Annotated in this window: 28 protein-coding genes and 1 pseudogene; 16 read left to right on the top strand and 13 right to left on the bottom strand. The window is 41.0% G+C overall.

Going from position 1 to position 26,818, the window contains the following annotated elements; genetic code table 11:
* The 4 genes from qoxC to AB5I83_RS05910 all read right to left on the bottom strand — a co-directional run bounded on the left by qoxC (position 1) and on the right by AB5I83_RS05910 (position 4,041).
* The gene (qoxC, locus tag AB5I83_RS05925; RefSeq protein ID WP_448973588.1) at positions 1-606 is read right to left on the bottom strand and encodes a cytochrome aa3 quinol oxidase subunit III; all 606 of its coding nucleotides are present in this window, start codon (positions 604-606) and stop codon (positions 1-3) included.
* Positions 596-2,575: a cytochrome aa3 quinol oxidase subunit I gene (qoxB, locus tag AB5I83_RS05920; RefSeq protein ID WP_226084929.1), complete on the bottom strand. Its 1,980-nt coding sequence runs from the start codon at positions 2,573-2,575 to the stop codon at positions 596-598. The genes qoxC and qoxB overlap by 11 nt, the downstream gene beginning before the upstream one ends.
* Positions 2,565-3,590 carry a cytochrome aa3 quinol oxidase subunit II gene (gene qoxA / locus AB5I83_RS05915; protein WP_167830726.1) on the bottom strand — a complete coding sequence of 342 codons (1,026 nt, stop codon included), beginning with the start codon at positions 3,588-3,590 and terminating at the stop codon, positions 2,565-2,567. Before qoxA ends, qoxB begins: the two co-directional genes overlap by 11 nt.
* Before the next feature lie 286 nt (positions 3,591-3,876).
* Positions 3,877-4,041: a hypothetical protein gene (locus AB5I83_RS05910; protein ID WP_448973586.1), complete on the bottom strand. Its 165-nt coding sequence runs from the start codon at positions 4,039-4,041 to the stop codon at positions 3,877-3,879.
* Positions 4,042-4,165: 124 nt separating this feature from the next.
* Here AB5I83_RS05910 and AB5I83_RS05905 point away from each other — a divergent pair, with 124 nt between their 5' ends.
* The 4 genes from AB5I83_RS05905 to adhE all read left to right on the top strand — a co-directional run bounded on the left by AB5I83_RS05905 (position 4,166) and on the right by adhE (position 8,989).
* A complete protein-coding gene (locus AB5I83_RS05905; protein ID WP_448973584.1) occupies positions 4,166-4,921 on the top strand; it encodes an alpha/beta hydrolase family protein in 756 nt (251 codons plus the stop codon).
* Positions 4,922-4,942: 21 nt separating this feature from the next.
* A complete protein-coding gene (locus AB5I83_RS05900; protein ID WP_448973582.1) occupies positions 4,943-5,836 on the top strand; it encodes an oxidoreductase in 894 nt (297 codons plus the stop codon).
* Between the two features lie 185 nt (positions 5,837-6,021).
* On the top strand, positions 6,022-6,249 hold the full coding sequence (locus AB5I83_RS05895; protein ID WP_448973580.1) for a hypothetical protein: 228 nt from the start codon (positions 6,022-6,024) through the stop codon (positions 6,247-6,249).
* Between the two features lie 97 nt (positions 6,250-6,346).
* Positions 6,347-8,989, top strand: a complete 2,643-nt coding sequence (gene adhE / locus AB5I83_RS05890; RefSeq protein ID WP_448973936.1) for a bifunctional acetaldehyde-CoA/alcohol dehydrogenase — start codon at positions 6,347-6,349, stop codon at positions 8,987-8,989.
* Between the two features lie 134 nt (positions 8,990-9,123).
* Here the strand turns inward: adhE and AB5I83_RS05885 are convergent, their stop codons facing one another.
* From AB5I83_RS05885 to AB5I83_RS05875, 3 genes are all read right to left on the bottom strand, one after another.
* On the bottom strand, positions 9,124-9,822 hold the full coding sequence (locus AB5I83_RS05885; RefSeq protein WP_448973578.1) for a DUF421 domain-containing protein: 699 nt from the start codon (positions 9,820-9,822) through the stop codon (positions 9,124-9,126).
* 239 nt (positions 9,823-10,061) lie between these two features.
* Complete coding sequence (locus AB5I83_RS05880) at positions 10,062-10,262, bottom strand: cold-shock protein (RefSeq protein WP_044392209.1); 201 nt, start codon at positions 10,260-10,262, stop codon at positions 10,062-10,064.
* Between the two features lie 172 nt (positions 10,263-10,434).
* On the bottom strand, positions 10,435-12,012 hold the full coding sequence (locus AB5I83_RS05875; protein WP_448973576.1) for a bifunctional metallophosphatase/5'-nucleotidase: 1,578 nt from the start codon (positions 12,010-12,012) through the stop codon (positions 10,435-10,437).
* Between the two features lie 176 nt (positions 12,013-12,188).
* Here AB5I83_RS05875 and AB5I83_RS05870 point away from each other — a divergent pair, with 176 nt between their 5' ends.
* On the top strand, positions 12,189-12,371 hold the full coding sequence (locus AB5I83_RS05870) for a hypothetical protein (RefSeq protein ID WP_167830734.1): 183 nt from the start codon (positions 12,189-12,191) through the stop codon (positions 12,369-12,371).
* Between the two features lie 21 nt (positions 12,372-12,392).
* Positions 12,393-12,515 carry a hypothetical protein gene (locus tag AB5I83_RS05865; RefSeq protein WP_448973574.1) on the top strand — a complete coding sequence of 41 codons (123 nt, stop codon included), beginning with the start codon at positions 12,393-12,395 and terminating at the stop codon, positions 12,513-12,515.
* 302 nt (positions 12,516-12,817) lie between these two features.
* Here the strand turns inward: AB5I83_RS05865 and AB5I83_RS05860 are convergent, their stop codons facing one another.
* Positions 12,818-13,408, bottom strand: coding sequence for a biotin transporter BioY (locus tag AB5I83_RS05860; protein WP_448973572.1), 591 nt, complete (start codon positions 13,406-13,408; stop codon positions 12,818-12,820).
* Positions 13,409-13,644: 236 nt separating this feature from the next.
* On the bottom strand, positions 13,645-13,953 hold the full coding sequence (locus AB5I83_RS05855) for a hypothetical protein (protein WP_448973571.1): 309 nt from the start codon (positions 13,951-13,953) through the stop codon (positions 13,645-13,647).
* 154 nt (positions 13,954-14,107) lie between these two features.
* Between AB5I83_RS05855 and AB5I83_RS05850 the strand changes: the two genes are divergently transcribed.
* From AB5I83_RS05850 to AB5I83_RS05840, 3 genes are all read left to right on the top strand, one after another.
* Positions 14,108-15,073, top strand: coding sequence for an alpha/beta hydrolase (locus AB5I83_RS05850; RefSeq protein ID WP_448973569.1), 966 nt, complete (start codon positions 14,108-14,110; stop codon positions 15,071-15,073).
* Positions 15,074-15,082: 9 nt separating this feature from the next.
* A complete protein-coding gene (locus tag AB5I83_RS05845; RefSeq protein ID WP_448973567.1) occupies positions 15,083-15,940 on the top strand; it encodes an MBL fold metallo-hydrolase in 858 nt (285 codons plus the stop codon).
* A gap of 202 nt (positions 15,941-16,142) precedes the next feature.
* Positions 16,143-16,595 carry a CoxG family protein gene (locus tag AB5I83_RS05840; protein ID WP_448973565.1) on the top strand — a complete coding sequence of 151 codons (453 nt, stop codon included), beginning with the start codon at positions 16,143-16,145 and terminating at the stop codon, positions 16,593-16,595.
* 32 nt (positions 16,596-16,627) lie between these two features.
* Here AB5I83_RS05840 and AB5I83_RS05835 read toward each other — a convergent pair whose 3' ends face one another.
* Positions 16,628-16,936 carry a hypothetical protein gene (locus AB5I83_RS05835; RefSeq protein WP_448973563.1) on the bottom strand — a complete coding sequence of 103 codons (309 nt, stop codon included), beginning with the start codon at positions 16,934-16,936 and terminating at the stop codon, positions 16,628-16,630.
* A gap of 122 nt (positions 16,937-17,058) precedes the next feature.
* Between AB5I83_RS05835 and AB5I83_RS05830 the strand changes: the two genes are divergently transcribed.
* Positions 17,059-17,763 (top strand): DUF2161 domain-containing phosphodiesterase, encoded by a 705-nt coding sequence (locus AB5I83_RS05830; protein WP_448973561.1) that lies wholly within the window; start codon positions 17,059-17,061, stop codon positions 17,761-17,763.
* 421 nt (positions 17,764-18,184) lie between these two features.
* On the opposite strand, the gene AB5I83_RS05825 is transcribed toward AB5I83_RS05830, so the two are convergent.
* Positions 18,185-19,054 carry a TetR/AcrR family transcriptional regulator gene (locus tag AB5I83_RS05825; RefSeq protein WP_448973559.1) on the bottom strand — a complete coding sequence of 290 codons (870 nt, stop codon included), beginning with the start codon at positions 19,052-19,054 and terminating at the stop codon, positions 18,185-18,187.
* A gap of 185 nt (positions 19,055-19,239) precedes the next feature.
* On the opposite strand from AB5I83_RS05825, the gene AB5I83_RS05820 reads away from it, so the two are divergent.
* The 3 genes from AB5I83_RS05820 (at position 19,240) to AB5I83_RS05810 (ending at position 21,806) form a co-directional block, all read left to right on the top strand.
* Entirely contained in the window at positions 19,240-20,778 is a 1,539-nt protein-coding gene (locus AB5I83_RS05820; protein WP_448973557.1) for a DHA2 family efflux MFS transporter permease subunit, read from the top strand.
* A gap of 72 nt (positions 20,779-20,850) precedes the next feature.
* A complete protein-coding gene (locus AB5I83_RS05815; RefSeq protein WP_448973555.1) occupies positions 20,851-21,189 on the top strand; it encodes a nuclear transport factor 2 family protein in 339 nt (112 codons plus the stop codon).
* Between the two features lie 470 nt (positions 21,190-21,659).
* Complete coding sequence (locus AB5I83_RS05810; protein WP_448973553.1) at positions 21,660-21,806, top strand: hypothetical protein; 147 nt, start codon at positions 21,660-21,662, stop codon at positions 21,804-21,806.
* A 21-nt stretch (positions 21,807-21,827) separates the two neighbouring features.
* Here the strand turns inward: AB5I83_RS05810 and AB5I83_RS05805 are convergent, their stop codons facing one another.
* Positions 21,828-22,664: a GDSL-type esterase/lipase family protein gene (locus tag AB5I83_RS05805; protein WP_448973551.1), complete on the bottom strand. Its 837-nt coding sequence runs from the start codon at positions 22,662-22,664 to the stop codon at positions 21,828-21,830.
* 172 nt (positions 22,665-22,836) lie between these two features.
* Here AB5I83_RS05805 and AB5I83_RS05800 point away from each other — a divergent pair, with 172 nt between their 5' ends.
* Together AB5I83_RS05800 and AB5I83_RS05795 are read left to right on the top strand one after the other, a co-directional pair.
* A complete protein-coding gene (locus AB5I83_RS05800; protein WP_448973549.1) occupies positions 22,837-24,204 on the top strand; it encodes an MATE family efflux transporter in 1,368 nt (455 codons plus the stop codon).
* 148 nt (positions 24,205-24,352) lie between these two features.
* Positions 24,353-24,893 (top strand): annotated as a pseudogene (locus tag AB5I83_RS05795) (DUF1572 family protein).
* A 22-nt stretch (positions 24,894-24,915) separates the two neighbouring features.
* Here the strand turns inward: AB5I83_RS05795 and AB5I83_RS05790 are convergent.
* Entirely contained in the window at positions 24,916-25,347 is a 432-nt protein-coding gene (locus tag AB5I83_RS05790) for a DUF4395 domain-containing protein (RefSeq protein WP_448973547.1), read from the bottom strand.
* Positions 25,348-25,531: 184 nt separating this feature from the next.
* Here AB5I83_RS05790 and AB5I83_RS05785 point away from each other — a divergent pair, with 184 nt between their 5' ends.
* A complete protein-coding gene (locus AB5I83_RS05785) occupies positions 25,532-26,539 on the top strand; it encodes a VanW family protein (protein WP_448973545.1) in 1,008 nt (335 codons plus the stop codon).
* Positions 26,540-26,818 lie beyond the last annotated feature (279 nt).

The following is a 26,818-nucleotide window of genomic DNA, read 5'->3' as shown; positions in this document are numbered from 1 at the left end:
TTACATCACCAACCCTTGTAAATAAACAAATGTAAAGATGAAGATCCAGACGACGTCAAGGAAGTGCCAGTATAGTCCGAAGATGAATGCTTTACGGGCTGTAATGGGTGTCAATCCTCGCTGCAATATTTGAATGATCAACAGGATTGCCCAGCCAATCCCAATGGTAACGTGTAACCCGTGCGTTCCCAGCAGAACGAAGAAGCTGGATAGGAACGCGCTTGTCTGCATCGTTGCACCTTCATGGACATAGTGCATGAATTCGCGAATCTCCATGAAAAGGAATCCGCCACCCAGCAGCAGGGTGAAAACTAGCCACATAAGCATGCCTTTTTTATTGCTTCTTCGCATTTCAAAGATTGAGATACCCATTGTAAAGCTGCTTGTCAGCAGCAAAAACGTTTGGATCATAACATCTTTTACTATGAAGATATCCTTCTGTGTCGGACCGCCGGCATAACGCTCACCTAGCACTCCATATACTCCGAAAAGGGTAGCGAAGAGAACGATTTCCGCTCCAAGGAAGACCCAGAATCCAAGGATATTCATCCTGTTTTGTTCTGTCTGGTATTCAAGCGGCAAAGCGGCATTGACTTTAGCTGACATGGTTCTTCACTCCTTTTTTCGCGCTTTTTCTCCATTTACTTTCTGTTTCAAAGATTTCATCCTTGTGGACATGGAACCCTTCATCGTAATCGAATGAACGGAAGGCAAGTCCAGCGAGAATACCTAAAGCAGCAATTCCAGCTGCGATCGTCCATTCAAATACAAGCAAGAATCCAGAGATTCCAAAAATGACACCCATGTAGATCGGGATCCATGTATTGCTTGGCAGATGGATTTCCTCAATCTCATCTTCAGTAAGCGGCTGAAGTTCATTGTTCTTTTTCATATGCCAGAAAGCATCAAGCTTTGTAACTTCCGGAAGGGAAGCAAAATTATAATGCTGTACAGGTGTTGCTGTTGCCCACTCAAGCGTTCTTGCATCCCATGGGTCATTTCCGATATTGCGGTCAGCGTTGCGTGCGCTCCAGTAAATGTTGTAAACAAGAGCCGCAAAGCCTGCAGCAAGAATCACTGATCCAACAGCAGAAATCATCATCAATGGACCAAACCCAGTCTCAGCTGAGTAAGTGTATGCGCGGCGGACCGCACCGTCTAGTCCAAGGAAGAACATTGGCATGAACGTTACATTGAATCCAACAACGAACAGCCAGAAATGCCATTTTCCAATCTTTTCGTTCAGCATGTATCCGAACATTTTAGGCCACCAGAAGTAAAGACCTGCAAAAATCGGGAACACTACACCAGGAATCAACACATAGTGGAAGTGAGCGACCAGGAATAATGTGTTGTGATACTGATAGTCAGCTGCGGCCATTGCAAGCATGACTCCTGTCACACCACCGATAACAAAGTTAGGAACGAACGCCAATGCCCAGAGCATCGCTGTTGTAAACTTGATCCTTCCTTTTCTCATCGTGAACAGCCAGTTGAAAACCTTAACCCCTGTCGGGATGGCAATTGCCATCGTCGTGATCGAGAAGAAAGAGTTCACGCCGGCGCTGTTACCCATTGTGAAGAAGTGGTGAACCCAAACGAGCATACTTAAAACCGAAATCATAACAATCGAGATGACCATTGACTTATAGCCATACAAAGTTTTACGGGCAAAAGTCGAGATAATATCCGACAGCATACCGAATGCCGGGAGCACGACGATATAAACTTCTGGATGTCCCCATAGCCAGAACAAGTTCGCCCAGAGCATATCCATGCCGCCTCCGGAAATCGTGAAGAAGTGTGTACCGAAAGTGCGGTCAAAAGTCATCAAGGCAAGCGCTACTGTAAAAATAGGGAAGCTGGCTACGATGATGATGGATGTAATGAAAGATGTCCATGTGAACATCGGCATCTTCATCAGGGTCATGCCTTTAGTTCTCATTTTCAACACTGTGACAACGAAGTTAATACCCGTCATCAAAGTACCGGCACCCGCAATTTGCAGGGCCACTGCGTAAAAGTTATTTCCTATTCCCGGACTGAATTCTTTCCCGGCAAGAGGGAAGTAGGAAGTCCAACCGGCATCAGGAGATCCACCGATGATAAATGATATATTGAACAACGCCGCACCGCTGACAGTAAGCCAGAAGCTAAGGGCGTTCAGCTGCGGAAAAGCAACGTCACGAGCACCGATCTGGAGAGGAATCACAAAGTTCATGAGACCGATCAAGAGCGGCATCGCAACAAACAGAATCATGATGACACCGTGAGTGGTGAATACCTCGTTATAGTGCTGTGCATTCAGGAATTCATTTTCCGGTACGGCAGTCTGGCCTTTCATCATCAAGCCATCAATACCGCCACGGAAAAACATCACGACGCCAAGCAGGATATACATAATCCCAATCTTCTTGTGGTCAACAGTTGTAAACCATTCAGACCAAAGATAATTCCATTTTTTAAAATAGGTGAGGCCGGCTAATGCACCAACTAATGTCAGGGCAATCCCGATTTGTGATGCGAAAATTAATGGATCACCTGTTACGAAAAATTCATCCCACTTAATGCCCACTGTGGTCACCCCCGTGTGAATCTTCAGTTTCGGATTCTTTATGTTTCATATCTTCATTGTTTCCATGATTTGAATGCTCATTGTTTCCATCTTTATTCTTGTAATTATCCTTATCCTCAAAGATCTTTCCAGGCCAGCCATGTCCTCTATCATACATTTCTGGATTTGTGTAGTTCTTTGAATGCGGATCAGAGTGATCAACCCACTCAAGGTGAGTATTTGAGAATGTCTTCCGTCCAAGGTGGGAAGGCTCAAGCATTTTTTCATACTCTTGCAATGTCATTTTTGGAGCAGTTTCTTTTACATCTTTGATCCATTGATCCCAATCTTCTTGTGTCTGGGAAAGTACCTCGAACTCCATGCCCGCATATCCCTGGCCGTTGAAGTTCGTGTTCTTTCCGACATAGGAACCAGGATTATCTGCCACTAGATATAGCTGTGTTTCAGCTTTTGCCATCGTGTACTTTTGGCCCGCTAAAGCAGGGATCCAGAAGCTTTGCATCGTACCTGCAGAAGTCAGCCTGAAATCAATCGGGCGGTCTTCAGGAATATTCACATAGTTCACAGTTTCGATTCCTTGTTCCGGATAGCTGAATATCCATTTCCAATCTGCGGATGTAACGTTAATGACAAGAGGTTCTTTATTCTCATATCCTTTAGGAATTTCATCTATAGCGTAAATCGTTTTAACCGTAGGGATCGTCAAAGCTACGATAATCAAAATCGGAATCACTGTCCAAATTATTTCGAGCACAGTGCTGCCGTGTTCTTCAGGTGGTTCGTAATCCATATTGTCTTTCTTTTCACGATACTTCCAGACGATGAATCCGAATAGCCCGAAAACAACCACTGTAACAAGTAGCATCAAAGCAATCGAAAAGTTGATTAACTCCAGAATTTGCCTTGCAATTGGTCCCTCAGGATTGAATACCACCATATTGTTTTCACAGCCGCTAAGCAACAGCACAGCTATGATCGAGGTGAGGGAGACCAAAAAAAGTTTTGATTTCTTCATCACTGCAGCTCCTTTCAAATATCGAACTTGTTCATTCTATCACAAACTTATGTTCATTCGTTCACAAAGTTTTTGAAAATGATGCAAAAATGAACGGTAAGTTGTGGTAATGAGTGTGATAAATATCACACTAATTTATTTGTAATCATTCTAACATGGAAATTGTTACGGTTTTGAAGACAAATGTGAACAAATTATGAAAACAAAAATTGTCATCTTGGTGAATTAAAAATAAAACCCATTGACGAAAAAGCAGGGCACTCAAATTGAGGCCCTGCTTCAAAGACTATGATACTTTATTTCTCTCTATATATGTCTCCAATGCTGGATGGAATTCCTTTTCATAATGGCCTGTGGTGCAAGCTTTAATGATGATCGTCTTGCTTGAAGGATGCTCTTTAACTTCCAGCGTTTTTTTACAACGCGGACATTTTTCAGCAAAAAGATTCATGTTTTTATCCCTCCAATAATTCCTATGTGTTTAGTATGGATTATATTCAAGTTTATTTCAATGGTTAATCAGACCAATTGTGATACCATTGAAGATATTGAAAACATCGGAAGGAGTTATGCGAATGCAACAAGCTGTTTCGCTTTTACATAAAAACAAGGTGATGAGGGGGATGGCGCATTTCCCCTTATTGGCTCAGAAAAAGGCTCCTGCTGTTATTCTTCTGCATGGCTTTACTGGCAGCAAGCTCGAGCCGCACCGTTTCTTTTTAAAGATTTCCAGGGCACTTGAAGAACTTGGGATTGCCAGCTTCCGATTCGATTTTTTAGGAAGCGGGGAAAGCGATGGAAATTTTGAAGATATGACTGTTTTGAATGAGTTAACAGAGGCAGAAACGATTCTCCAGTATGTTCAATCACATCCCGAAATTGATAAGGAAAAAGTGATTGTTCTTGGATTTAGCATGGGAGGATTGGTTGCCAGTCTTCTTGCCGGAGATCACCCAGAGGAAATTGAGAAACTTATTTTACTGGCTCCAGCTGGCAATATGGCAGAGAAAGTGAAAGTTATGGAGGAAAATTCTGCGTATATAAAAGAAGAGAACGCATTCGACATAGGCGGGGATTTAATAGGAAAGGATTTTATTGCTGAGCTAAATACCTTTGATGTATGGGAAAGGGCTAAATCATTTGAACGGGATGTTTTGATCATCCATGGAACAAGGGATGAAGCTGTTTCAATTGAGGAATCCAAGAATTATCAGAAGAAATGCTACCAGGGTCGGGCTGCACTGCACCTGGTGACTGGGGCAGACCATACCTTTAATTCCTACTTTTGGGAAAAAGAAGTCATCGAGAACATTTGTCATTTTGTAAAATAGAAGCTTTGGAGGTGCGTGTATATGTTAAGGGAGAACTTATCAGGACAAACCGTTATTATTACGGGAGCAAATAGCGGAATTGGCTTTGAAGCTGCCAGAAAGCTTTCCGACAAGGGAGCACATGTCATTCTCGCGGTAAGGAATGAAGAAAAGGGCAAGGCTGCTGTAGATTCCATTCTGCAAGGAAATGGTAAAGCATCAGTTGAAATGATGAAACTGGATCTGGCAGACCTTGCAAGTGTTCGCGATTTTACATCAGCTATTATCGAAAAATATAAACATTTACATATATTAATCAATAACGCTGGGGTGATGATTCCTCCATACGGCAAGACAAAGGATGGGTTCGAACTTCAATTTGGCAGCAATCACCTAGGACATTTTGCGTTGACAGGCCTTTTACTGCCAATTTTGAAAAAGACACCAGAATCCCGAGTTGTCACTTTAAGCAGTATCGCTCATCGTGGAGCTTCAATTGACTTTGACAATTTAGATGGCTCTAAAGGCTATAAAGCAATGAAGTTTTACGGGCAGAGCAAGCTTGCGAACCTGTTATTCGCAAAGGAGCTTGATAACCGCTTGAAAATGCATGGAATCGAAACAATCAGTGTTGCCTGTCACCCGGGAATATCAAATACGAATCTATTCAATTTAGGAAAAGGGGAAACGCCTAAATATATGAAAGGTTTGATGAGACTCTTTTCCCAACCTGCAGCAATGGGGGCTCTTCCGACGATTTATGCTGCAGCGGATGACAGCCTGACGGGCGGTGAATACATCGGACCAGATGGCAGGGGCAATAGAAAAGGATATCCTGCAATTGAAATCCCGGCTCCTGGTGTGTTTAATGAAGTGACCATGAACCGTTTATGGCAAGTTTCAGAAGAGTTGACCGGGGTACAATTTAATTTTTAGAGACTCTTTAGAGAGTCTCTTTTATTATATTAAAATAACACTATATTTGTAAGCGGTTTCATAATATTGAACTTACTTCCTTTTAATATTGATTAATGATAATTCATACTTTGTTCAATATTTCACAAAGTATTATTCATTTTATGTGTTAATCTTTAATTAGAAAAGGAAAAGGAGTGATCAAGATGATGTATTGTGAATTTAAACCATTCTCAACAGATACTGAGATATATACCCAGGAAATGTTTGAGGATGTCATCGGCGATGAATTCGAAGCGATGATGTATAAAGAAGATCAAGAAATACCGGCATACATCTGGACAGTCAACTTCGTCATCATTGTTAAGAGAAGCACTAAATTCTTAACAGACATCAGCTTTGAAAAAATACCTAGAAATCCAGTTTGTGAGTGATTTTTTGACTCTTATTGTGAAAACATTCACAAAATATAAGCTTACTTCCTAGAATCAATGAATCTAATTAAAACTCAGCATCATATGAACTGCATAAATCCAGCAGACGACCCAAAATAATGAGGAGGTCCTAAACATGGGGACAATCGAAAAAGTGGTAAAAGAACAAACATCCGTCACTAAAATGGTTGATGGTCTTTTAGAAAAAGGATTGATTGCTTTAGCGAAAATGAGGGAGCTAGATCAGGAAGCCGTGAATAAAATCGTGAAAGAAATGGCGCTAGCCGGCCTTGATCAGCATATGCCCCTTGCTAAAATGGCAGTTGAAGAAACAAAACGCGGTGTTTATGAAGATAAGATCATCAAGAATATGTTTGCGACAGAGTATGTGTATCACAATATCAAATATGATAAAACAGCGGGCATCATTGATGAGAACGAGCATGAAGGAATGATCACGATTGCTGAGCCAGTTGGAGTGATTGCAGGAGTTACACCTGTAACAAATCCTACTTCAACAACGATGTTCAAAGCGTTAATCTCAATAAAGACAAGAAACCCTATCATATTCGCTTTTCATCCTTCTGCGCAAAAATGCAGCAGTGAGGCAGCGAGAATCCTCCGCGATGCAGCAGTCAGAGCCGGTGCACCAGAAGATTGTATCCAGTGGATTGAAAAGCCTTCTCTGGAAGCAACACAATCTTTAATGAACCATCCGAAGATTTCTTTGATATTAGCTACTGGCGGTGCCGGAATGGTGAAATCGGCTTACAGTTCAGGAAAACCAGCATTAGGCGTTGGGCCAGGGAATGTGCCTTGCTATATCGAACGGACTGCTAATGTGAAACGCTCAGTCAATGACCTGATTTTATCCAAAACTTTCGATAACGGAATGATCTGCGCTTCCGAACAGGCTGTCATCATTGACAAAGAGATTTATCATGAGGTTAAAGCAGAAATGATCGCCAATAGCTGCTACTTTTTAAATGAAGAAGAAAGATCGAAGGTTGAGAAACTTGTCATCAATGAACACTCATGTGCAGTTAATGCAGATATAGTGGGAATGCCGGCACATAAGATTGCTGAAATGGCAGGAGTGAAAGTGCCTGAAGAAACTAAAATTCTTATTGCAGAGCTGAAGGGTGTCGGTGCGCAATACCCACTTTCTCGTGAAAAGTTAAGCCCTGTGTTGGCTTGCTACAAAGTGAATGGAACGGAAGAAGGTCTGAAACGGGCAGAAGAGATGCTCGAATTCGGCGGGCTTGGCCACTCTGCTGTCATTCATTCTACTAGTGATGAAGTGATTAAAGCATTCGGGTTAAGAATGAAAGCGGGACGTGTCATCGTGAATGCACCGTCTTCCCAGGGGGCGATTGGTGATATTTATAATGCCTACCTGCCATCCTTGACACTTGGCTGCGGAACGTATGGTGGAAATTCAGTTTCTACGAACGTCGGTGCCATCAACCTGATCAACGTGAAAAAAGTTGCGAGAAGGAACGTGAATATGCAGTGGTTCAAGGTCCCATCAAAAATTTACTTTGAAAAGAACTCAACTCAATATCTTGCAAAAATGCCAAAAATCTCGAAAGCTTTCATTGTAACAGATCCTGGAATGGTCAAGCTGGGATATGTTGATAGAGTGCTTTATCACTTAAGGAAGCGCCCGGATTACGTACATTGTGAAATCTTCTCTGATGTAGAGCCAGATCCATCTATTGAAACAGTCATGAAAGGTGCGGAAATGATGGCGAGCTTCCAGCCGGATGTCATCATTGCATTGGGCGGTGGCTCAGCGATGGACGCGGCGAAAGGCATGTGGCTGTTCTATGAATATCCTGACGCAGATTTCCATGGCTTGAAGCAGAAATTCCTTGATATTCGCAAACGAATCGTCAAGTACCCGCAGCTAGGCCGCAAAGCACAATTTGTTGCCATTCCGACAACATCAGGCACTGGATCAGAAGTGACATCTTTCTCGGTTATCACCGATAAAAAGGCCAATATCAAATACCCGCTGGCAGACTATGAATTGACTCCTGATGTCGCAATTGTCGATCCGCAGTTTGTCATGACTGTGCCGAAGCATATTACGGCCGATACGGGAATGGATGTACTGACACATGCTATTGAAGCGTATGTCAGCTGCATGGCAAATGACTATACAGACGGTCTTGCAATTAAAGCCATCCAATTGGTATTTGAGTATCTGCCAAGAGCGTATCGAAATGGCGAGGATGAGGTGGCACGGGAAAAGGTTCACAACGCCTCAACGATTGCCGGGATGGCGTTCGCCAATGCATTCCTGGGTATCAACCATAGTCTGGCGCATAAGCTTGGAGCGGAATTCCATATTGCACACGGCCGTTCCAATACTATCTTAATGCCGCATGTCATCCGTTATAACGCGACAAAGCCGAAGAAATTCACGGCATTCCCTAAATATGAAAGCTTTGTCGCCGACCAGCGGTACGCAGAAATCGCCAGGATACTAGGACTTCCATGCCGAACCACTGAAGAAGGGGTGGAAAGTTTCGTCCAGGCAATCATCAAATTAGCAAGGGAAATGGATATTCCAATGAGCATCGAAGCAAATGGTGTAGAAAAAGCCGAATTTGAAGCAAAAGTAGACCAGCTTGCAGATCGTGCTTTCGAAGACCAGTGCACAACTGCCAACCCTAAGCTGCCGTTAGTATCAGAACTAGCCGAAATCTATCGATTGGCATTTAAGGGAGTGTAATAGAATGAAAAGGGGTGGATGTATGCTTCCACCTCTTTTATTTTTTCAGTGTATTTCTTTTCTTTGTTATGTGGCCTCATTCCAACAGTTCCGGATTGGACTACAATAAATAAACCTAGTTAACATGAGCATCGTTAATGCAAAAAATCTTCTCTTTTATCAATATACAACTTCCCATCAGGCTGTACTTCTGCGTAAAAGACATCCTCTGCTGACTGGATTCCAGCCTGTTGAAGCTGCTGGTCAAGCCACAATCGATCCTTATTCATCTTAGCGAGGTTTTGGACATTTACTATTCCATCAGATACCAGTTCTGTTGAAAGCGGAACAAAGTCGCTTGAAGCCTTCGCTATCTTCATATCCGTTTTTGTAACCGTCTGCTTGCCTTCTTTCTTTAAGACAGAAAGTTTTCCGTCTGTTTCAAAGATGGCATAGTCAACATCGCTCAAAGAAAAGATATTCTTCTCCCGGAGTCTGGCTTGTAGTGAATCTGCATCAAGACGAGTCTGCCTAAGAGCATCCTCCATTATTTCACCTTTTTTAATAACAATTACCGGGTTACCCATTAGCAGTTTCCTGGCTTTTTTAGATTTTAAGTGAATTTGGTCGGTTAGGACTGTAAAAGCAGCCCAGCCAACTAACGCAATGACACCATTAACAATGCTTACCGCAGAATTGACTACAAGCGCTGCCGCTATTGACCCAAATGCAATAGCAGATACTAGGTTAAAAAAAGTCATTTGGCTGATTTCTTTTCGGCCAGCCCATCGTGCCATTGAAAGCAAGACAATAAAACCAATTGTGATTCTTGTTAATAATTCTAGCTGATTCAATAGCAATCCCGCCTTAATTTTAGTCTTTTAAATTATTTGCTTGGAGTCGAAATCATATTCGATTAAATTCACATTCCATTCTCATGGTTATTAAAAGTTTATTTCTACATACAGCTTGATTGGGATATGTGAATGAGAAAGTTGGTTGTTGTTGGATTTGTGGGGTGGTGAGGGAGAGGGAAGTAAACATAATAAAAAGAAGGTCCCTGAGGAACCTTCTTCATTTGACAAAACTAATATTATAGTTTTGTTACGTTAGCAGCTTGTGGTCCGCGAGCGCCTTGCTCAACGTCGAAAGATACTTTTTGACCTTCGTCTAATGATTTGAAACCTTCAGATTGGATAGCAGAGAAGTGTACGAATACGTCGTCTCCACCTTCGCGCTCGATGAATCCAAAACCTTTTTCTGCGTTAAACCATTTTACTGTACCTTGTTCCATTACTTGTTACCTCCCAGTGCATTTGCACATTATGTTACTATCCTTGCCCAAAGTGATCATTAAGACGAAATAATTTCTATCCTTTACACCGAACAAAAATAATTCTACTTCATCATAACAGATACTGGAATCAATAGCAAACATTAATAAAAGATTTCGTCCTAATTGCCTATTAGGGAGACAACACTCTCCAATTATTATTGCAAGTAGCCTGAATTCTCCCATGCCTCTGGATATATTCAGCTAGTAATTCTGTCATGTCTGTCTGGATTTCTCTTTTAACAGGCTTATCTTTGAACATATCGTAGTTTCCTCCGCCGCCTGCACGGTAATTATTGACGACTATGTCAAAGGCATGATCTAATTGCAAAGGTTTCCCTTTATACTCCAGATGTTTCACCCTGTTACCGATTGGTTGGGAAATATCAAGCAGGTATTCAATTCCCTCCCACATATCATAGTTATAATGCTGTGGTTTAGGATACTCAAAGGCCGGATTAACCTGGATTTCGCCTTTGGAATCTAATAGGAAATACTCTGCTGATTTTTCGATTGCGTCTTTAATATCCTGACCTGAAACAGTAATTACTTTCAACGTGTTGGGGTAGACATAGTTTGAAACGATGTCTCTCATGGTGATCCTATTCGGAAATCCAGGGGCCCCATTATGGAAGAGCGCTGTTGAAGATATATCCACTTGGGCAGCATCCATTTGTACCATATTAATTAACTCGATGAGTGGATGATCTTTTATTCGGGTTTCAAAAGGGGAGCTGATCCGCATATCTCCGATAATTTCTCCTAGAGGCTGGTCGAGCCATATTTGTGTGGCCTCTTCGTACGCTTTGGTCATCTCTAGGATCGTTGCATCCTGCTCAACGCTTTCATCTATTTCTACTATCTCAATCGACTGACCAGCAACATTCCAGGTTCCGTTCAATTTCTCAAGTTTAAAACAAACCTTTGAAAAGGCATGTGCATTATGTCCTGGCTGAACAACCAGCACTCCATTAAGTTGTCCCGCAAGCTGGCGGTGCTGGTGGCCAGTCAGTAAAACCTGGATTCCCGGTATTTCCTTGCAAATTCGATAGGCTTGATTTTCACCAGTTAGCTTTTCAGTCTCACATCCTGTTTCAATGTCTCGTTCAAATCCACCATGATAAGAAACAATGAGGAGGTCGTATTTCTCATGTTCTTGTAAATACTCAACCCATTTTTTTAGTGTTTCAAAAGCATCATGGAATTCAAGCCCTTTGATGTGAGCAGGGTTTTCCCAGTTCGGTATATAATGTGTGGTGGCTCCAAGGACTGCTACACGCAAGCCATTTTGGAAGGTTTTGATAAAATAGGGCCTTCCGAAAGCAGGTTCTCCTGAATGCCTCGTCACAATATTCGCTGACAGCCAAAGAAAATGGGATTCCTTAATCGCATTTTCCAATAATTCGATCCCATAATTGAATTCATGATTGCCAATGACTGCGCAATCATACTCCAAGTAATTCATTACACTGATAACTGGATTTTTTAAACTGTTCATATATCTCGAATAATAATAAGTAAGGGGAGTGCCCTGAATGACATCGCCGTTATCTATTAATAAGCTGCAATCACAATTTTTTCGTGCCTCTTTGAATACAGATGCCAGTTTCGCCATCCCTGAATGTGATACTGAATGGTCCCCATAATTAATAGGTAAAAGATTGCCATGAATATCGCTTGTTTGAAGCACAACCAGATCGCATTGATCCATGAAATTCACGTCCATCCATATAGATTTACACCTTTATTCTTGCCCACTTTTACAAAAGTGCATGAAATAAAGCAAATGATTTATTTCTTTTTCATTGAATGAGGAGAGGTATACATCATTAATCAGGAATGATAGGGAATGATTTAACAAATAGTAAGAAAAAAGGGGGGAGTAGTATGGGAAAATGGAACGAAGAAGGTGCAGCCAATAATAATCTTTCTGCCGAGACAATTGAGAGCTCAAAGCTCTTGGGTAAGCCGGGACTTCAGGAGCATGAGTTTTCCGAGGAACTTGCAGATGGTGGAGAGAGGGATAAGGCGATCAAGAAGCAAATAAAGGAGCAACATTCTGATATGTAATAGAAGGGAGAGGATTTTATAATGAAAAGTAAAGGTAATTACCTAAATGAAAGAGGAGATTTTACTGCTCCGCCTCAAGGTACTGCTGATTATCCGAAGAAACCAGATCACAGGAAAATTGAACCTGAGAATAAAAGGAAGTGACTTGGGAGTTGTCTGGTGAGTGTGCCAGACACTTTCTTTAAATGGATTAGAGGAAAAGATTATATGCTTTTTAAGGCAGGGTTCAGTTTTTCGAACCGTGCGCTGGCGAAACTTAATTGATTGTTATCTTTTATTTTATGAATTGCAAATACTATAATGTTTTAAGCCAAGCAGATAAAAAACACAGCTGTTCCTTTAAGGATCAGCTGTGTTTTTATTATACTTCAAGTTAATTCCTTAAGTTGTGATTGCTAAAATTCAAGTTCAATTCCTAGTCACCGCTGCCTCTTTACATATAATACCTAAGCGGCTTTTCTTAAGTGTTTGAAGTTGCCTTTGGATAGGACCGTTTTTTCCAGTCGATGGCCCATCATGCCAGCGAATACAGCAAGGATAATATCTTTTGGAAGCGGGGCAACCATCCAAAGCCATGCCATTTTATATGTAAATCCTTCAGGAGCAGCTGCCCAGAATTTATAGGCAAAATACATCCAATTTGTTCCGAAAACATAATTGATGACGAGACCGATTAATGAAGCAATAACAAATGCAGAAAGAGTTCGGTTCTTTTCCACGATTTTTCCTACAACATATGCTGTTAATATGAAAGATAGAATAAATCCGAATGTTGGACTGATAATAGTAGAGAAACCAGCTCCAAATCTAGCAAAAATAGGTACGCCTACTAATCCTACTAATGCATAGACAGTCATTGAAATGGCGCCTAATCTGCTCCCAAGGATGATCCCTGCTAATATGGCAAAGAAGGTTTGCAGTGTGATCGGTACACCGCCAACAACCATGAACGGCACAAATGAGGTAATATTTGCTCCGATAGCCATCAGGCCGACAAACATTGATGCCAGAGTTAAATCTAATGCTTTGAACTTCATGTTAGATGCTCTCCTTTTTCGTAATATACATAAAGAATAAACTTTTTGAATATTTTATGTCAACCTAAAAATATTTAAGTTAACAAATATATTTTAACCTTATAAATTTTAAAAAGTAACAGGGGAATGGGTGGATTGAGCATCCTACATAGTTATGAAGCGTCTCACTGAAAGTAATGACTAAACAAAGTTGTCTAATAAACAAGGTGCACGGACAAAAATCCGTGCACCTTTTCTTATCTAATGCGATTATTCATTGCCCGTTCTGGCAAAGGCCGCTCTATATCCTTGTTCTTATCTTTTTCTAATGCGGGGTTTTCTGTTGGGTCATCCTTGTAATCTTCAAAAGCCGGTTCTCCCATATCGAGCTCACCTGGACTAAAGGCATTCGTAGGGTATTCTTTGGTGGATTTCTTTTCTACGTTATAGCCGGAAATGGAACTGTTTACTGGATGATCTTTCTCGTCTTTAATTTTTTCAATAGAATCAATAGCTTTCTCTTCGTTTTTATATGACTTAAGGATATGTTTTTTTTCAATTTCCATTTCAATCAGCCTCCTATCCGTTTTATTGGTATATACCCATAAAATGGTCCACACTAACTTTTACAAATTCCCGCTATAAGGTCTTTTTTTCCATACTTTCTGGTAAACTATTTTTAAAAAGAACAAGAACTAGGGGAAAAAGGGGAATGTGATTGTGAAGAAAAAATTAATATGGATAGTAACTGGTACGTTTCTGACGATTTTCATTCTATTGATTGCTGCAGGGAACTATTTTTATAATGTCGCGATTAATCGGAGCCAAGAATCTGTTGATCTTCATGGTGGCGGAAAAAGTGTAACGGCTGCCAAACTGTTAAGTGAAGATGAGGAGCAGAGGAAGTTGGAGGAAATCACTGACTGGACAGCGAAACAGGATTTTGAGTTGGTAGAAATAGAATCAGAAGACGGGCTCAAACTGAAGGCTCGCTTTTTAAAGAATGAGAACCCCTCCGGTAAAGCAGTGATTCTTGCTCATGGATATAAAGGAAACAGTGAACAAATGCCTGGTATCACGAAGTTTTATTATGAGCAGGGCTATGATATTCTAAAGCCTGATGCAAGGGGACACGGTCTTAGCGAAGGAGAGTATATTGGATATGGCTGGCATGATCGCAAAGATTATGTTCAATGGTCAAGGTTTTTAGCTGAAGGAGCTGGAGCGGAAACGATCTTCTTGCATGGCTTTTCCATGGGTGCAGCAACGGTCCTGATGGCGAGCGGCGAAAAACTTCCTGAGCAAGTCAAGGGAATCATTGCTGACAGTGGATATACGACAGTTCTTGAGGAATTAAGCCACCAATTGAAGTATTTATACAAACTGCCAGCTTTCCCGGTCATGCAGGTTACAAGTTTCATCACGGATATCAGGGCAGGCTATACATTCGCTGAAGCATCGGCAATTGAAAGTGTTGCAAAAAACAAAATTCCATTACTCATCATCCACGGTGATCAGGATGCATTAGTTCCAACTGAAATGGGACAACGTTTATTTGATACAGCAAATAGCGAAAAAGAACTTTGGATTGTGCCGGGAGCTGGGCACACAGAGGCGTATACAATCGCTGAAGAAGAATATCAAGAAAAATTAAAGGCTTTCTGGACGAAAGCCATAGGAAAATAGGTGAAATGAATGCAAACAATTGAAAGAATTGGCGAGCGATTTTGGTATATGACGCCAGTTTCTGAGACAGACAGGCCAATCCTCGGAATCGTTGCAGGCAGCGAAAGAACTCTGATGATTGACGCGGGAAATTCTGAAGCCCACGCTAACCTTTTCATGAAAATGGTCAATGAAAAAGGCGTGGATCTTCCTTCTTATGTAGTTTTGACTCACTGGCATTGGGATCATATATTCGGCCTGTCTGCCTTAGGCAATTTATTATCAATCTCTTCGACGAAGACGAAAAAAGAAATTGAAAAGCTGCGCCCATTATCCTGGTCCAATGAGGCAATAGATCAAAGGGTAGCGGAAGGAACGGAGATTGAATTTTGCGCGAATGCGATAAAACAGGAGTTCCCTGATAAGCGGGACATTACCATCACTCTGCCTGTGATGACATTCGAAGATGAAATCGAGATCGACCTTGGCGGCATCACATGCATTATTAAACATGTAGGAGGTGACCATGCTGACGATTCGGTGGTCATCTATGTCAAAGAGGAAAAGATATTGTTCTTGGCAGACAGCTTTTATCCAGATATTTTTTCCGAAAAAGATAACTATACAGTCGATGGAATCAGGGAATTATTGAACAAACTTGAAGTCTTTGATGCAGACTATTATATTCTGTCGCATACCGGCATCCTATCTAAGCAACAGTTCGCAGAGGAAGTAAAACTCCTAAGATCCATCGCGGATCTGACAGAAAAATACGAAGGAGTTTCTAAAGTAATCATTGACGAATACAGGAATATGGCTGGCAGGGACCTTAGCGAGGACGAACTCGAAACAGTACAATTTTTCGTCAATGGATTTGATATGAAGTAGCAGCAAAACACATCTGAAAAGGTGTGTTTTTGTGTTTTATGAAGGGAATATACTGACAGATGGCTCCAATCTGGAATGGTCTTTTTTTACAGTAAATACAATTTCATCTGAATGGCAAACTGCTCTTTAAAATAGTATGGACAAAGTATAAATCCATACGGAAAACATATATCTCATAAAGGATGAAAAAGGAGGAGAGATCATGCCAGAAGGAAAACACGATATTGTCATTGATGTTCCAATCGAACAAGTCTGGGATTTCGTGAAGGACATGGACAACTGGGCGCCATTATTGCCTGGATATATCAGCCATGAAAAGTTGAACGAAAAACAGTCCAATTGGATATTCAAGGAAACAGTGGTTGTATTGAAGAAAAAAATCAGTTTGCAGGTGACTATCAAGGAATGGATTGAGCCGACTAGAGTGACATTTGATTTAAAGGGAATCAATGAAAACCTCACTGGTACCGGTTATTTTAACGCTGAAGCGCTGGACAAAAACCGGACAAAGATGACTGGTTATCTGGAAATGACCGCTGAAGGCGCACTTGCACCAGTCATGAATGCCGTAATGAAGACTTCTTTGCCGAAAAGCGGCCAAGAGCTTACGACGGCAATCGCACAAAAGCTCGAGGAAAGAAAGGTAATCCGATAAAAATTCGAGGGAGCTGGCTATCAACTGGCTCCCTAGTCTATTTTTTCTATTTTTACAGGTCCATCAATACGCCCGCTTTTATCAAAGTACACTAGAACGGAATCCCCATTTTCAAACTTCTCGTGGTCTGGCACTTTCTCCTTTTTGAAATAAATGCTTTTGCCATCTCTGCTCGCTCCGTAATATCCTGAATCATCTCTCTCGCTGATTGTGTATTCTTCAGATATATATTCTGTTTCCGTCTCATTTGAAGCTCTTTTGGCTTCCTCCATTTCAACCTTCAAGTAAATCATCAATCCAAGAAGCATCGTCAATAAAAACAGGAACACTATCCTCATCATTCATCCTCCACTGCTTAATCCGTAAACATTATATGTAGAAGGCTTGTCTAAATGACTTAAACATTTAAAAAGTTTGCTATAATGATAGGAATAACTGCCGGATGGACAGAAGGGTTTGACACATGACAAAACTATACGAAGCCGATTTATATGAGCCGATCCGCAAGCATTTTATAAAACAAGGCTATCGTGTCAATGGTGAGGTGCACGATTGCGATTTAACAGCTGTGAAGGATGACGTTCTCATAATCGTGGAATTAAAACTAAATCTGAATATCGATCTTTTGCTTCAGGCTACGAGAAGGCAGCGCCTGACAGACCTTGTTTATATAGCTATTCCTAAGCCGAAGCGCATCACGAGGAAACGATGGAATGATATTACACAATTGATCCAAAGGCTTGAGCTGGGGTTGATTATCGTATCATTTGCTGGTAACCGGAAGAAAGTTGAATTCAAGATTCACCCTGAACCTTATAAGCGTATGACAAGCAAGAACACCAGGAAAAGAGCTGCCCTGATCAAGGAGATAGAAGGAAGAAGCGCTGACTATAATATTGGCGGCAGCAGCAAAACCAAGATCATGACTGCCTACAAAGAAAACTGCATCCAAATCGCCTGTTATCTTGAAAAACTCGGGCAAATGTCTCCAAAAGCACTGGCTGCTCTCGGAACAGGCAATAAAACGCCATTGATCCTTCAGAAAAACTATTATAAATGGTTTGAAAGAGTGGAGAGAGGCATTTATGTGATTACAGAGCAAGGAAGGTCCGAACTCAAGGACTATCCAGAACTCGTGGAATTTTATTTAAGGAAACTTGATCAGTAATCCTGATTTCACGGAACCTACTGTTTAGTAATTAATTTCAATGTGGTTAATGACCTCAAGTGGACGGTAGTGAATATGTAGCTGGCCAATAAACCATATTGGCGAACTGGAAAAAAAGGCTCTAAATTTCCAGTTCGCCAATAAATTTAGATTTTCGCCAATAAATAGAAGAAAATCGCCAATATAAAATGATTTTCGCCAATAAAACGAAATTATCGCCAATAAAATTGTGAAAATCGCCAATAAAGTGCGTTACCCATTATGATCTTACAGAACTGAACCATAGATTTACTCATTTTCGATCAGATGGACAAAAAACAAACAGCGGTAAAAGAATATAATTGTACGCATTGTGGAAACTTCGCAATAAATTCCTTAAAAAAACGTGGCAGAAAACAAAATCGTTTTCTGCCACGTTTTTTCATGCTTTTTCAAGGAGATTCTCATCGATTAATGCTTGTAAGTCGTTAAGTTCATTGGCATCGACTTCTTCCATTGATTGAAGGACACAATCAATCAGGAATTTTCTTGGTGAGGATGAACGGAGGATTTCTTCCTCGATGAATTCAAGCTTCCTTATATAATCAGTGTTATTGCAGACTGGCTTTTTCATGCGTGAGATAACTGAATGGATTTTAATCCTCCAGTCAAGCTCTTCTGATTTGGAGACGGGCAGCCACTTCTCCATGATCTCTGGAGCTACTAATTGTTCCCCGGTAAATACAAGCTCATCTAGCGTATTCAAAATCCGAGTGACACTATACCGAACAACGGGATGTAAATGGGCTGTTTCGCCGTTTGCTTTACGGTGGAACCTGATGTTCTGGAGAAGGATGCCATTAAGCATGATCGCCGCATCAAGAAGGTATGGCTGGGTACTTTCATCCGTTATGTTTCCGAGCCGTTCAGCGAACCAGCGTAACACCTTCAATTGACCTACTTCAATGAATTGTTTCAGTTCTTTGTCTCCCGAGAAAAACACTTCTTCAAAAAGAGGAATGATCTTATTTTCACGGTTAGCGGTCATCTGGAATTCGATTTGACTGATGAAAATTTCCGCGTCCCCAGGATCTTTACCAAGCAACATGCCATTCCGTTCATTTTCCATTTTCCGGAAAGCTGTTCTGAAAATATCCATGAGCAGCTCATTTTTAGATGAAAAATAATTATAGAAGGTTCCTTTTGATATTCCGCTGTATTCCAGGATATCCTGAATAGAAGTAGCCTGGAAACCTTTTTCGATGAAAAGCTGATGTGCTTTTTCAATTACATGGCGTTTTCTGTCGTTCATTTCATCACCCTGACCTTTTTTGTACCGGTTGTATAAAAAATATACTACATTAAATTTTTAGACTTTACAAACCCCTTTATAATAACGATTTAAAAACGTTGCAAAAAATGTACCGATAGTATATGCTAGTGTCTATGCAATTACATTGTTTACAAATTTGTGAACAATCTAGGGGGAAATAAAGAATGGAACAGAATATGAAAACACCTGACAAACCGCCCTATGGTATACTGGCGGTATTAATTGTTGGAGCATTTATTGCATTTTTAAATAATACATTGCTAAATATAGCTTTGCCTTCCATAATGACTGACTTGAAGGTCGAAGCAACCACAGTTCAATGGCTTACGACCGGCTTCATGCTTGTCAGCGGTGTCATGATCCCGCTTAGTGCCTATTTGATTCAAAAATATTCGGTAAGACGATTATTCTTGACAGCAATGGGTTTGTTTACAGCAGGTACGATTTTAGCCGGAGCAGCTCATATTTTCCCGCTTTTATTGGCAGGAAGGATGATTCAGGCTTCCGGGACGGCAATCATGATGCCGTTATTGATGAATGTTATGCTTGTCAGCTTCCCGATTGAAAAACGAGGAACGGCAATGGGTGTATTCGGATTGGTCCTTATGTTTGCGCCAGCTATTGGACCGACACTTTCGGGCTGGCTCATCGAGCACTACGACTGGAGAATGCTTTTCCATTTTGTCACACCAATCGCAGCCATTGTCCTTTTGCTTGGATTCTTCATGCTAAAAGACAAAAAAGAGAAAGTGCAGATGCGTCTCGACATCATCTCTTTATCCTTGTCTAGCATCGGGTTTGGCGGACTGTTGTACGGTTTCAGTTCTGCTGGATCGAAGGGGTGGGACAGTCCGCATGTCTATCTGACACTGACAATTGGAGCGGTTTCCCTTATCGTCTTTATCCTTCGTCAATTAAGCCAGGATAATCCAATGCTAAACTTCAGGATCTATAAGTATCCAATGTTTGCTTTATCTTCCGTGATTTCAATGATTGTCACAATGGCGATGTTCTCAGGAATGCTGTTGCTGCCGATTTACGTACAGACCATCCGCGGAATTTCTCCATTGGATGCAGGGTTGATGTTATTGCCTGGTGCGATTGCCATGGCGATCATGTCTCCTATCACCGGAAGATTATTTGATAAATTTGGCGGCCGTGCTTTGGCGCTTATAGGTTTGACCATTACGCTAGTGACTAGCTATTATTTCAGCAAGCTATCGATGGAAACAACTTACACACAGCTGATCATCCTTTATACAGTTCGCATGTTCGGTATGTCTATGGTGAATATGCCGGTTAACACCAACGGTCTTAACCAGTTGCCTGCACGTTATTATCCACATGGCACGGCTATGAACAATACGTTGCAGCAGGTGTCCGGTGCAATTGGAACAGCGTTGCTGGTCACTGTCATGTCCATGCGTGCGGAATCTTATGGGAAAGAATTAGCTGCTTCAGCGCTTAAAGAGGCTTCAGCAGCAGGAAAAGCCGTCACACCTGCAGTTCAGGCAGAAATGGAACAGCAGATTGCCATGCAGGCTATGCTTCATGGAATCAATGACGCATTTTATGTCACTGTATTTTTATCAGCCATTGCCTTGGTGCTGGCATTCTTTATCAAACGTGCAACACAGGCAGAAGACACAATCGGCAAAAAAGCCCCAGTTAAGAAGCAAAATGCTAAATTGGTCAATAATTAATTCATTCCCCCTGTTTTCAGGGGGTTTTTGTATAATTGGAAGTGAACTAATTCTAATCGAGGAGACCGGATTATGGAAAAAATATCAGAAATGCTCGCGCAAAAGCAACTTGATGCCTATAATAGACAAGATTTAGAAGAGTTTTTGTCCGTTTATAGTGATGATGTGGTCATAATGGATTTTCCCGGCAATAAGGTAATGACAAATGGCATTGATGAAATGCGGAAAAGATATGGCCAGCTTTTTAAAGAGCATCCAAATAATCATGCTGAATTATTGGCAAGGATCGTCCATGGCAATAGAGTAGTCGACCATGAACTTGTCACAGGCAGGGAGAATTCCACACCCAAAAAAGCTGTCGCCATATATGAAATAGATGGCGAGAAGATAGCGAAAGTATGGTTTTTATAAGTTAAAAAATGAAAGCCAGCACTCCTATTTACATCAGGATGCTGGCTTTTTTTCTTTGTGGCGATAGAATAAAGGTGTTGCTCGGGGTAGAATCATTCGTCATTTCAAAACTGTAAAAGCTGACCATTACAGGTTCAGTAATACCATTATAATTTCGTTTTCAAGGGGGAATCTATCCTTAAATAAACAAAAAAAGAAGTGACGCAGCTGGAAATTAGAAAAGGCAGCATCCTCTTGTACCACAAATTGTTTATTGGGCAAGATTAATTCGCATGAATACCGATGGACGATGAAGGGGCTTAACCTGCCTCCGCTAGGTGAAGGACCTGTGTATAGGCTGATAATTATGTGGTAAAATCCATGAGTAACGAAAATAGAGTAATTCTGATTGAAGACTCAAACATTTTCATAGAAAGAAATCAATGAGCTGAATTCACTATAGATTGAACCATGAAAGGAGGTCTGCCGATATGCATAAGGATAAAGCAGGTCACGAGAGTGAGGTAGCTCAACTATTCGGACTGGATGAAGAAACAAGTTTGCAATCGGTTAATTTTGCGACAACTGAAAATCCTCTGTTAAATGAACATTTCCAGGAGGAACAGGAACATAAATAAAAGCCAGGCGTAAGGCCCAGCTTAATTTTCGCGGTTTGCCAGTACGGCATCCGCTTTCTGCTGTTGTTGAAATTGCTTTAGCATCTGGCTTGATATTGCCGTATTCCCTGATGGGTTTGGGTGCACTCCATCACTAGCCAGGTACTCGAGATTTTTGCTGTTAATGACATTCGTGGTTTGAACCACGATAGAAGACGATGTGCTATTTGCAGCTTCGTAAATCATTAAATTCCACTGCGGAAGAAGCTTATCTGCCAATGAGTAAAACTGATGATCTGATGGCATCGGGTTATAAAGCTCCATGAGGACGATCGTTGCTGATGGATTCAATTGTTGAATTCTTGAAGTGATTTCAGCAAGATTTTGAGAAAACACTTCCTGCAGACTGTCGAAGGATTTAAGGGCACTATATATATCGCTCTTTTTGACCAATTTAAGAATGTCATTGCCACCGACGTTGACAGTGATGATGTCAGCCTCTTTGATTGCTTCGTCGTACACTCCATCCTGAACCAGAACGTTCAGCCTCTCGCTTGTAATCCCAATCACACCTTCATTTTGTGAAAGAACTTGTTTGCCAGTTTCCACACCTAGCTGGGAGGAGAATTGACTGATGATATTTTCTTCATCCGGAATTCGGTAGCCACGGATAATTGAGTCACCGAGCGCAAGGTGATTGATGGTACTTTCAGAAGAGGTACGATAATAATCTATATAAGTGAGCTTATTAGTCTTTTCAGTATTGGGTGCATGTTCCTGCTTGATTTTGTTTATCTGGTATTGTGGATAATAGATCCATGCGGAAAACGACAAAAGAGCAAGCAAAGACGACAGAAGAAGAAATTTGATGATTTTCATGGTGAATCACTCCTCGATATACTTCTATTGTATCAAGGATTGCAAAGGAAATAATTAGGGGGGTATTTCCATTTTTAAAATAATAATAATATTTCGTGATTCAAAAAAATTTCGGTTCCTGAAATGATATTTTGTTATAATTATATAATTACTATATTCAAGGAGTACACAGATGTACCAGACATATTCGACAAAAGAGAAAATAAAACAGATTTTTGTCATGCTGATCCCAATTTTGATCACTCAATTAGGCATGTTTTCAATGGTATTTTTCAACACCATCATGTCGGGAAAGTATAATTCCTCAGATCTTGCAGGTGTTGCCATTGGATCCTCGATCTGGAGTCCGGTCTTTACAGGGCTCAGCGGGATCCTTCTTGCTGTATCGCCAATTGCAGCTCAGCGATTTGGTGAGAAGAAGGGAAGAGAAGTATCTTCTATCCTCACCCATGGTATTTACTTAGCTTTGATGATTGCTGTACTTGTCATCATCCTGGGGGTTTTTCTGCTTAATCCAATTTTAACCGCGATGAATCTTCCGGAAAGTGTCCATGAAACGGCATTTCGCTATCTGGCTGGTTTAAGTTTTGGTATCATCCCGCTATTTATTTTTAATGTATTGAGATCATTCATTTACGCACTAGGAAAAACAAGAGTGGTCATGTATATCCTGCTCATGTCATTGCCAATCAATTTCTTTTTGAATTACGTCTTGATTTTCGGCAACTGGGGTTTTCCTGAATTAGGAGGAGCAGGAGCTGGTTATGCCACGTCGATCACTTATTATGTGATAGCGGGATCAACAGCATGGGTGATCATTAAGCAAAGTCCATTCTCCGATTTTGTCGGGTTGAAATACTTCAAGGAATTTTCCAGTGAAAAAGTGAAGGAGATTCTGAAAATCGGTGTGCCGATGGGATTATCGATTTTCTTTGAGACCAGCATGTTTGCTGTTGTCACCATACTCATAAGTAAATTCAACATTACGACGATAGCAGCCTATCAGTCAGCCCTGAACATTGTTTCCTTTCTATATATGATCCCGATGAGTATTTCAATGGCTCAAACTGTATTGGTTGGTTTTGAGGTAGGTGCCGGCCGTTATGAAGATGCCAAAGCCTACAGCTGGATGGGCATTTATCTCGGCGCCATTATTGCTGTCGGAGCAGGATTGCTTGTCGTTCTGTTCCGATATAAGGTAGCCGGGTTTTATTCGAATGAACCCGCGGTCATTGCTTTAACAGGCCAATTTTTGATTTATGCATTGTTCTTTATGATATCTGACGCCATCCAGGCAACTGCACTAGCCGCCTTGCGCGGATATAAAGATGTGAATATATCCTTTATCATCACATTGATCGCCTACTGGCTCATCTGCCTTCCGGTCGGATACCTGCTAGCTCACAACACTGCCCTAGGAGCTTCAGGATATTGGGTAGGGTTGACAATCGGATTGCTCGCAGCGGGGATATCCTTATCGTTGAGATTGATCTTTATCCAAAAGCGTCGTTTTAACGCTAAAATGGCAGAGCTTGTTTAAAAGAGTGAGGTTCCAATAGGAATCTCGCTTTTTTGCATTATATGGTCTAAGTTGTTATTTATAATCATTGGTACTTAAGTACATTAAAAAAATCCTAATACTGGAAAACAAAGAAGGAATTCTCCCATTTTGGAGGAATAGATATTGCATGGAGGTGTTGAAAATGGATTATTTAATGTTGGTCACTGAAAATTTCAAGAGCATTAAAAATCAGTCTGAAAGAGCGATGGAACAATTAAATTTAGAGGAACTTCACTATTCACCAAACGAAGAATCAAACAGCATAGCCATTATTGCGAAGCATATGAGCGGCAATCTTCGATCAAGGTTCCGAGACTTTTTGACAAGCGATGGGGAAAAGCCCGATCGCAACAGGGACGGAGAATTTGAAGGGTCATTTCCCACGAGGGAGACTCTGAATTCACATTGGAATGCTGGCTGGGATGTACTTTTCCGAACACTTTCACAGTTATCACAGGAGGACTTGGACAAAACAGTCTACATTAGAAATGAACCCCACACCGCCATTGAAGCGATTCAGCGTCAGGTTGTCCATCAAGCAACACATGCTGGACAGATCGTCTATTTAGCAAAGATAAATCAAGGACACGGAATGGAGCACGCTCAGTATTCCAAAGGGTCAATCACAGCAATTCAATGAAAAGTTGATGGAAAGACAAAAAAAATAAGAGACCCGATTGAAGGTCTCTCTTAAGAATTTGCTGCATATTTTTTGTGCTTGTATTTAGACCATTGGAAGCGAATGAAGCAGCCTATGCAAAATCCCAGAATTGCAATAAAAGCGGCTAAAGCTACCATTATAGTGAATATATGTCCTAATAGCGTCAAACCAGCTGCATAAGCAATAAGTCCGCCTGTTAAACAGCCAACAGCAATTTTTTGATTGAACTGCTGTTGATCCCAGTCTTCCGGGATATAGTCTGATTTTTTCTTACTAAGGAAGGCGCTCGCTATTCTCATTACCGGATTATTTCCAAATAGAAGTCCTGAAATTCCTGCAAGGAGCGGCAAAGCCAGGATCCATTCAAAGCCTGTTAACCATGTGCTAATGACACTAATGACAATGAACCACTGATTTGTTCTAACCAGGGGACGAGGAACTGTGCGAATTTCAGCAGTCACATTAATCCCGACCTTTCTTATTGGTTTATAAGTATTTTATCTTTTTTTCCTTAAAAAGTGAAGCCTTAAGACTTTATTTTAATTTTTTTTAGAACTTCCGGAAATATGGAAAAGTATTCCTGAATATAATAGAATGCTGTTTTTCAATATATAGAGGAATGATGGGGGTAACATGGGGAGAAAAATGAAGATTATTTGGCTGTTGTTTGTAGCGATATTCATTGGATTAACTGGCTGTTCCCAACCTAGTGCTAAGAAGGGTGAGAACGAGAATAAGGTGATTGAACAGGTACAAGAGCAAGAAAGAGAAAATGCAAATGACGAAAATGAGCCTGTGGAAGAAGAAAAAGAAGAAGAGGCTGAACCCATTGTAGTGAATGTTATCGAGCCTACCACTCAAGAAGTGCTCAGATCACTTACACCTATTGAAATGGGTTACGGAAGAGATGATGAAAAGTATAAAGCTGATTTGGCAAAGTGGGCTAGTGAATTGGCTCGCGGTACCGATACGACCCCAGGATATGATCGAAGGATGATCCCAGATAAACTCGGCCTGGATGGCCAGGTGATCAAAGGCAGCCCTTTAATCATTTTGGAAGAAGCTGAACTAGTGGAAAACATCATTCAGGCATCAGAAAAAGGGGGGAATGTTGAGCTTCCGCTGTATGTGACCGCAAGCGGATATGAAATCACTGATGCTGCGCAGCTTGGTGAGGTAGTTGTGGGTAAATACACAACCTATTATAACGCATCCGTTGCTGGCAGGACGAAGAACATTGAGCTGTCAGCGGAGGCAATCAACAATGTCATCCTGGGAGTAGGAGATGTTTTTTCTTTCAATACAACTGTCGGTCCTAGTGATGAAGCACATGGATATCAGCCTGCTGAGGAAATTGTCAATAAAAAGCTCGTCATGGGGATAGGGGGAGGCATCTGCCAGACCTCGTCTACTTTATACAATGCTGTTGATGTAGTTGGTGTTGGCTATGTGGAAAAACATCATCACTCACTGTCTGTAGGCTACGTCCCAGAAGGAAGGGACGCAACAGTCTCTTATGGAGGCAAAGATTTCAGGTTCGAGAACACAACAGGCGTGCCTCTTTTACTAAAAGCAATCGTTGGAAAAGGTTCTTTGACAGTAGAAGTGAGAACATCAAAGGAATACGAAGCACAAATGAAAAAAGGCGTATAAAGGTCTTAAAAACAATCCGTCAAGAGACGTAGAAAGAATCAATCGTATGGTGAATGTTTCCATATCCAATCTCCCTTATTCTTAAATTAAGAACAAGGGAGGCTAACGATATGGAAATGAATTATTTAGCATTAGAATATATTTGGAACACAAAGAAGGAAGAAATGAAAAGGAAAGATGAATTTCGGGAAACGTATAAACTTTATAAGGGTTTTAATTGGAACAATTCCTTGAGAAGAAAGAAGAAGTCAGAATAACGATGGCCTCAGCCCTTAACAT

The organism is Mesobacillus sp. LC4, from assembly GCF_053543455.1.
Note: the sequence above shows the minus strand (reverse complement) of the source record. Positions and strands in the feature narration are given on the sequence as shown.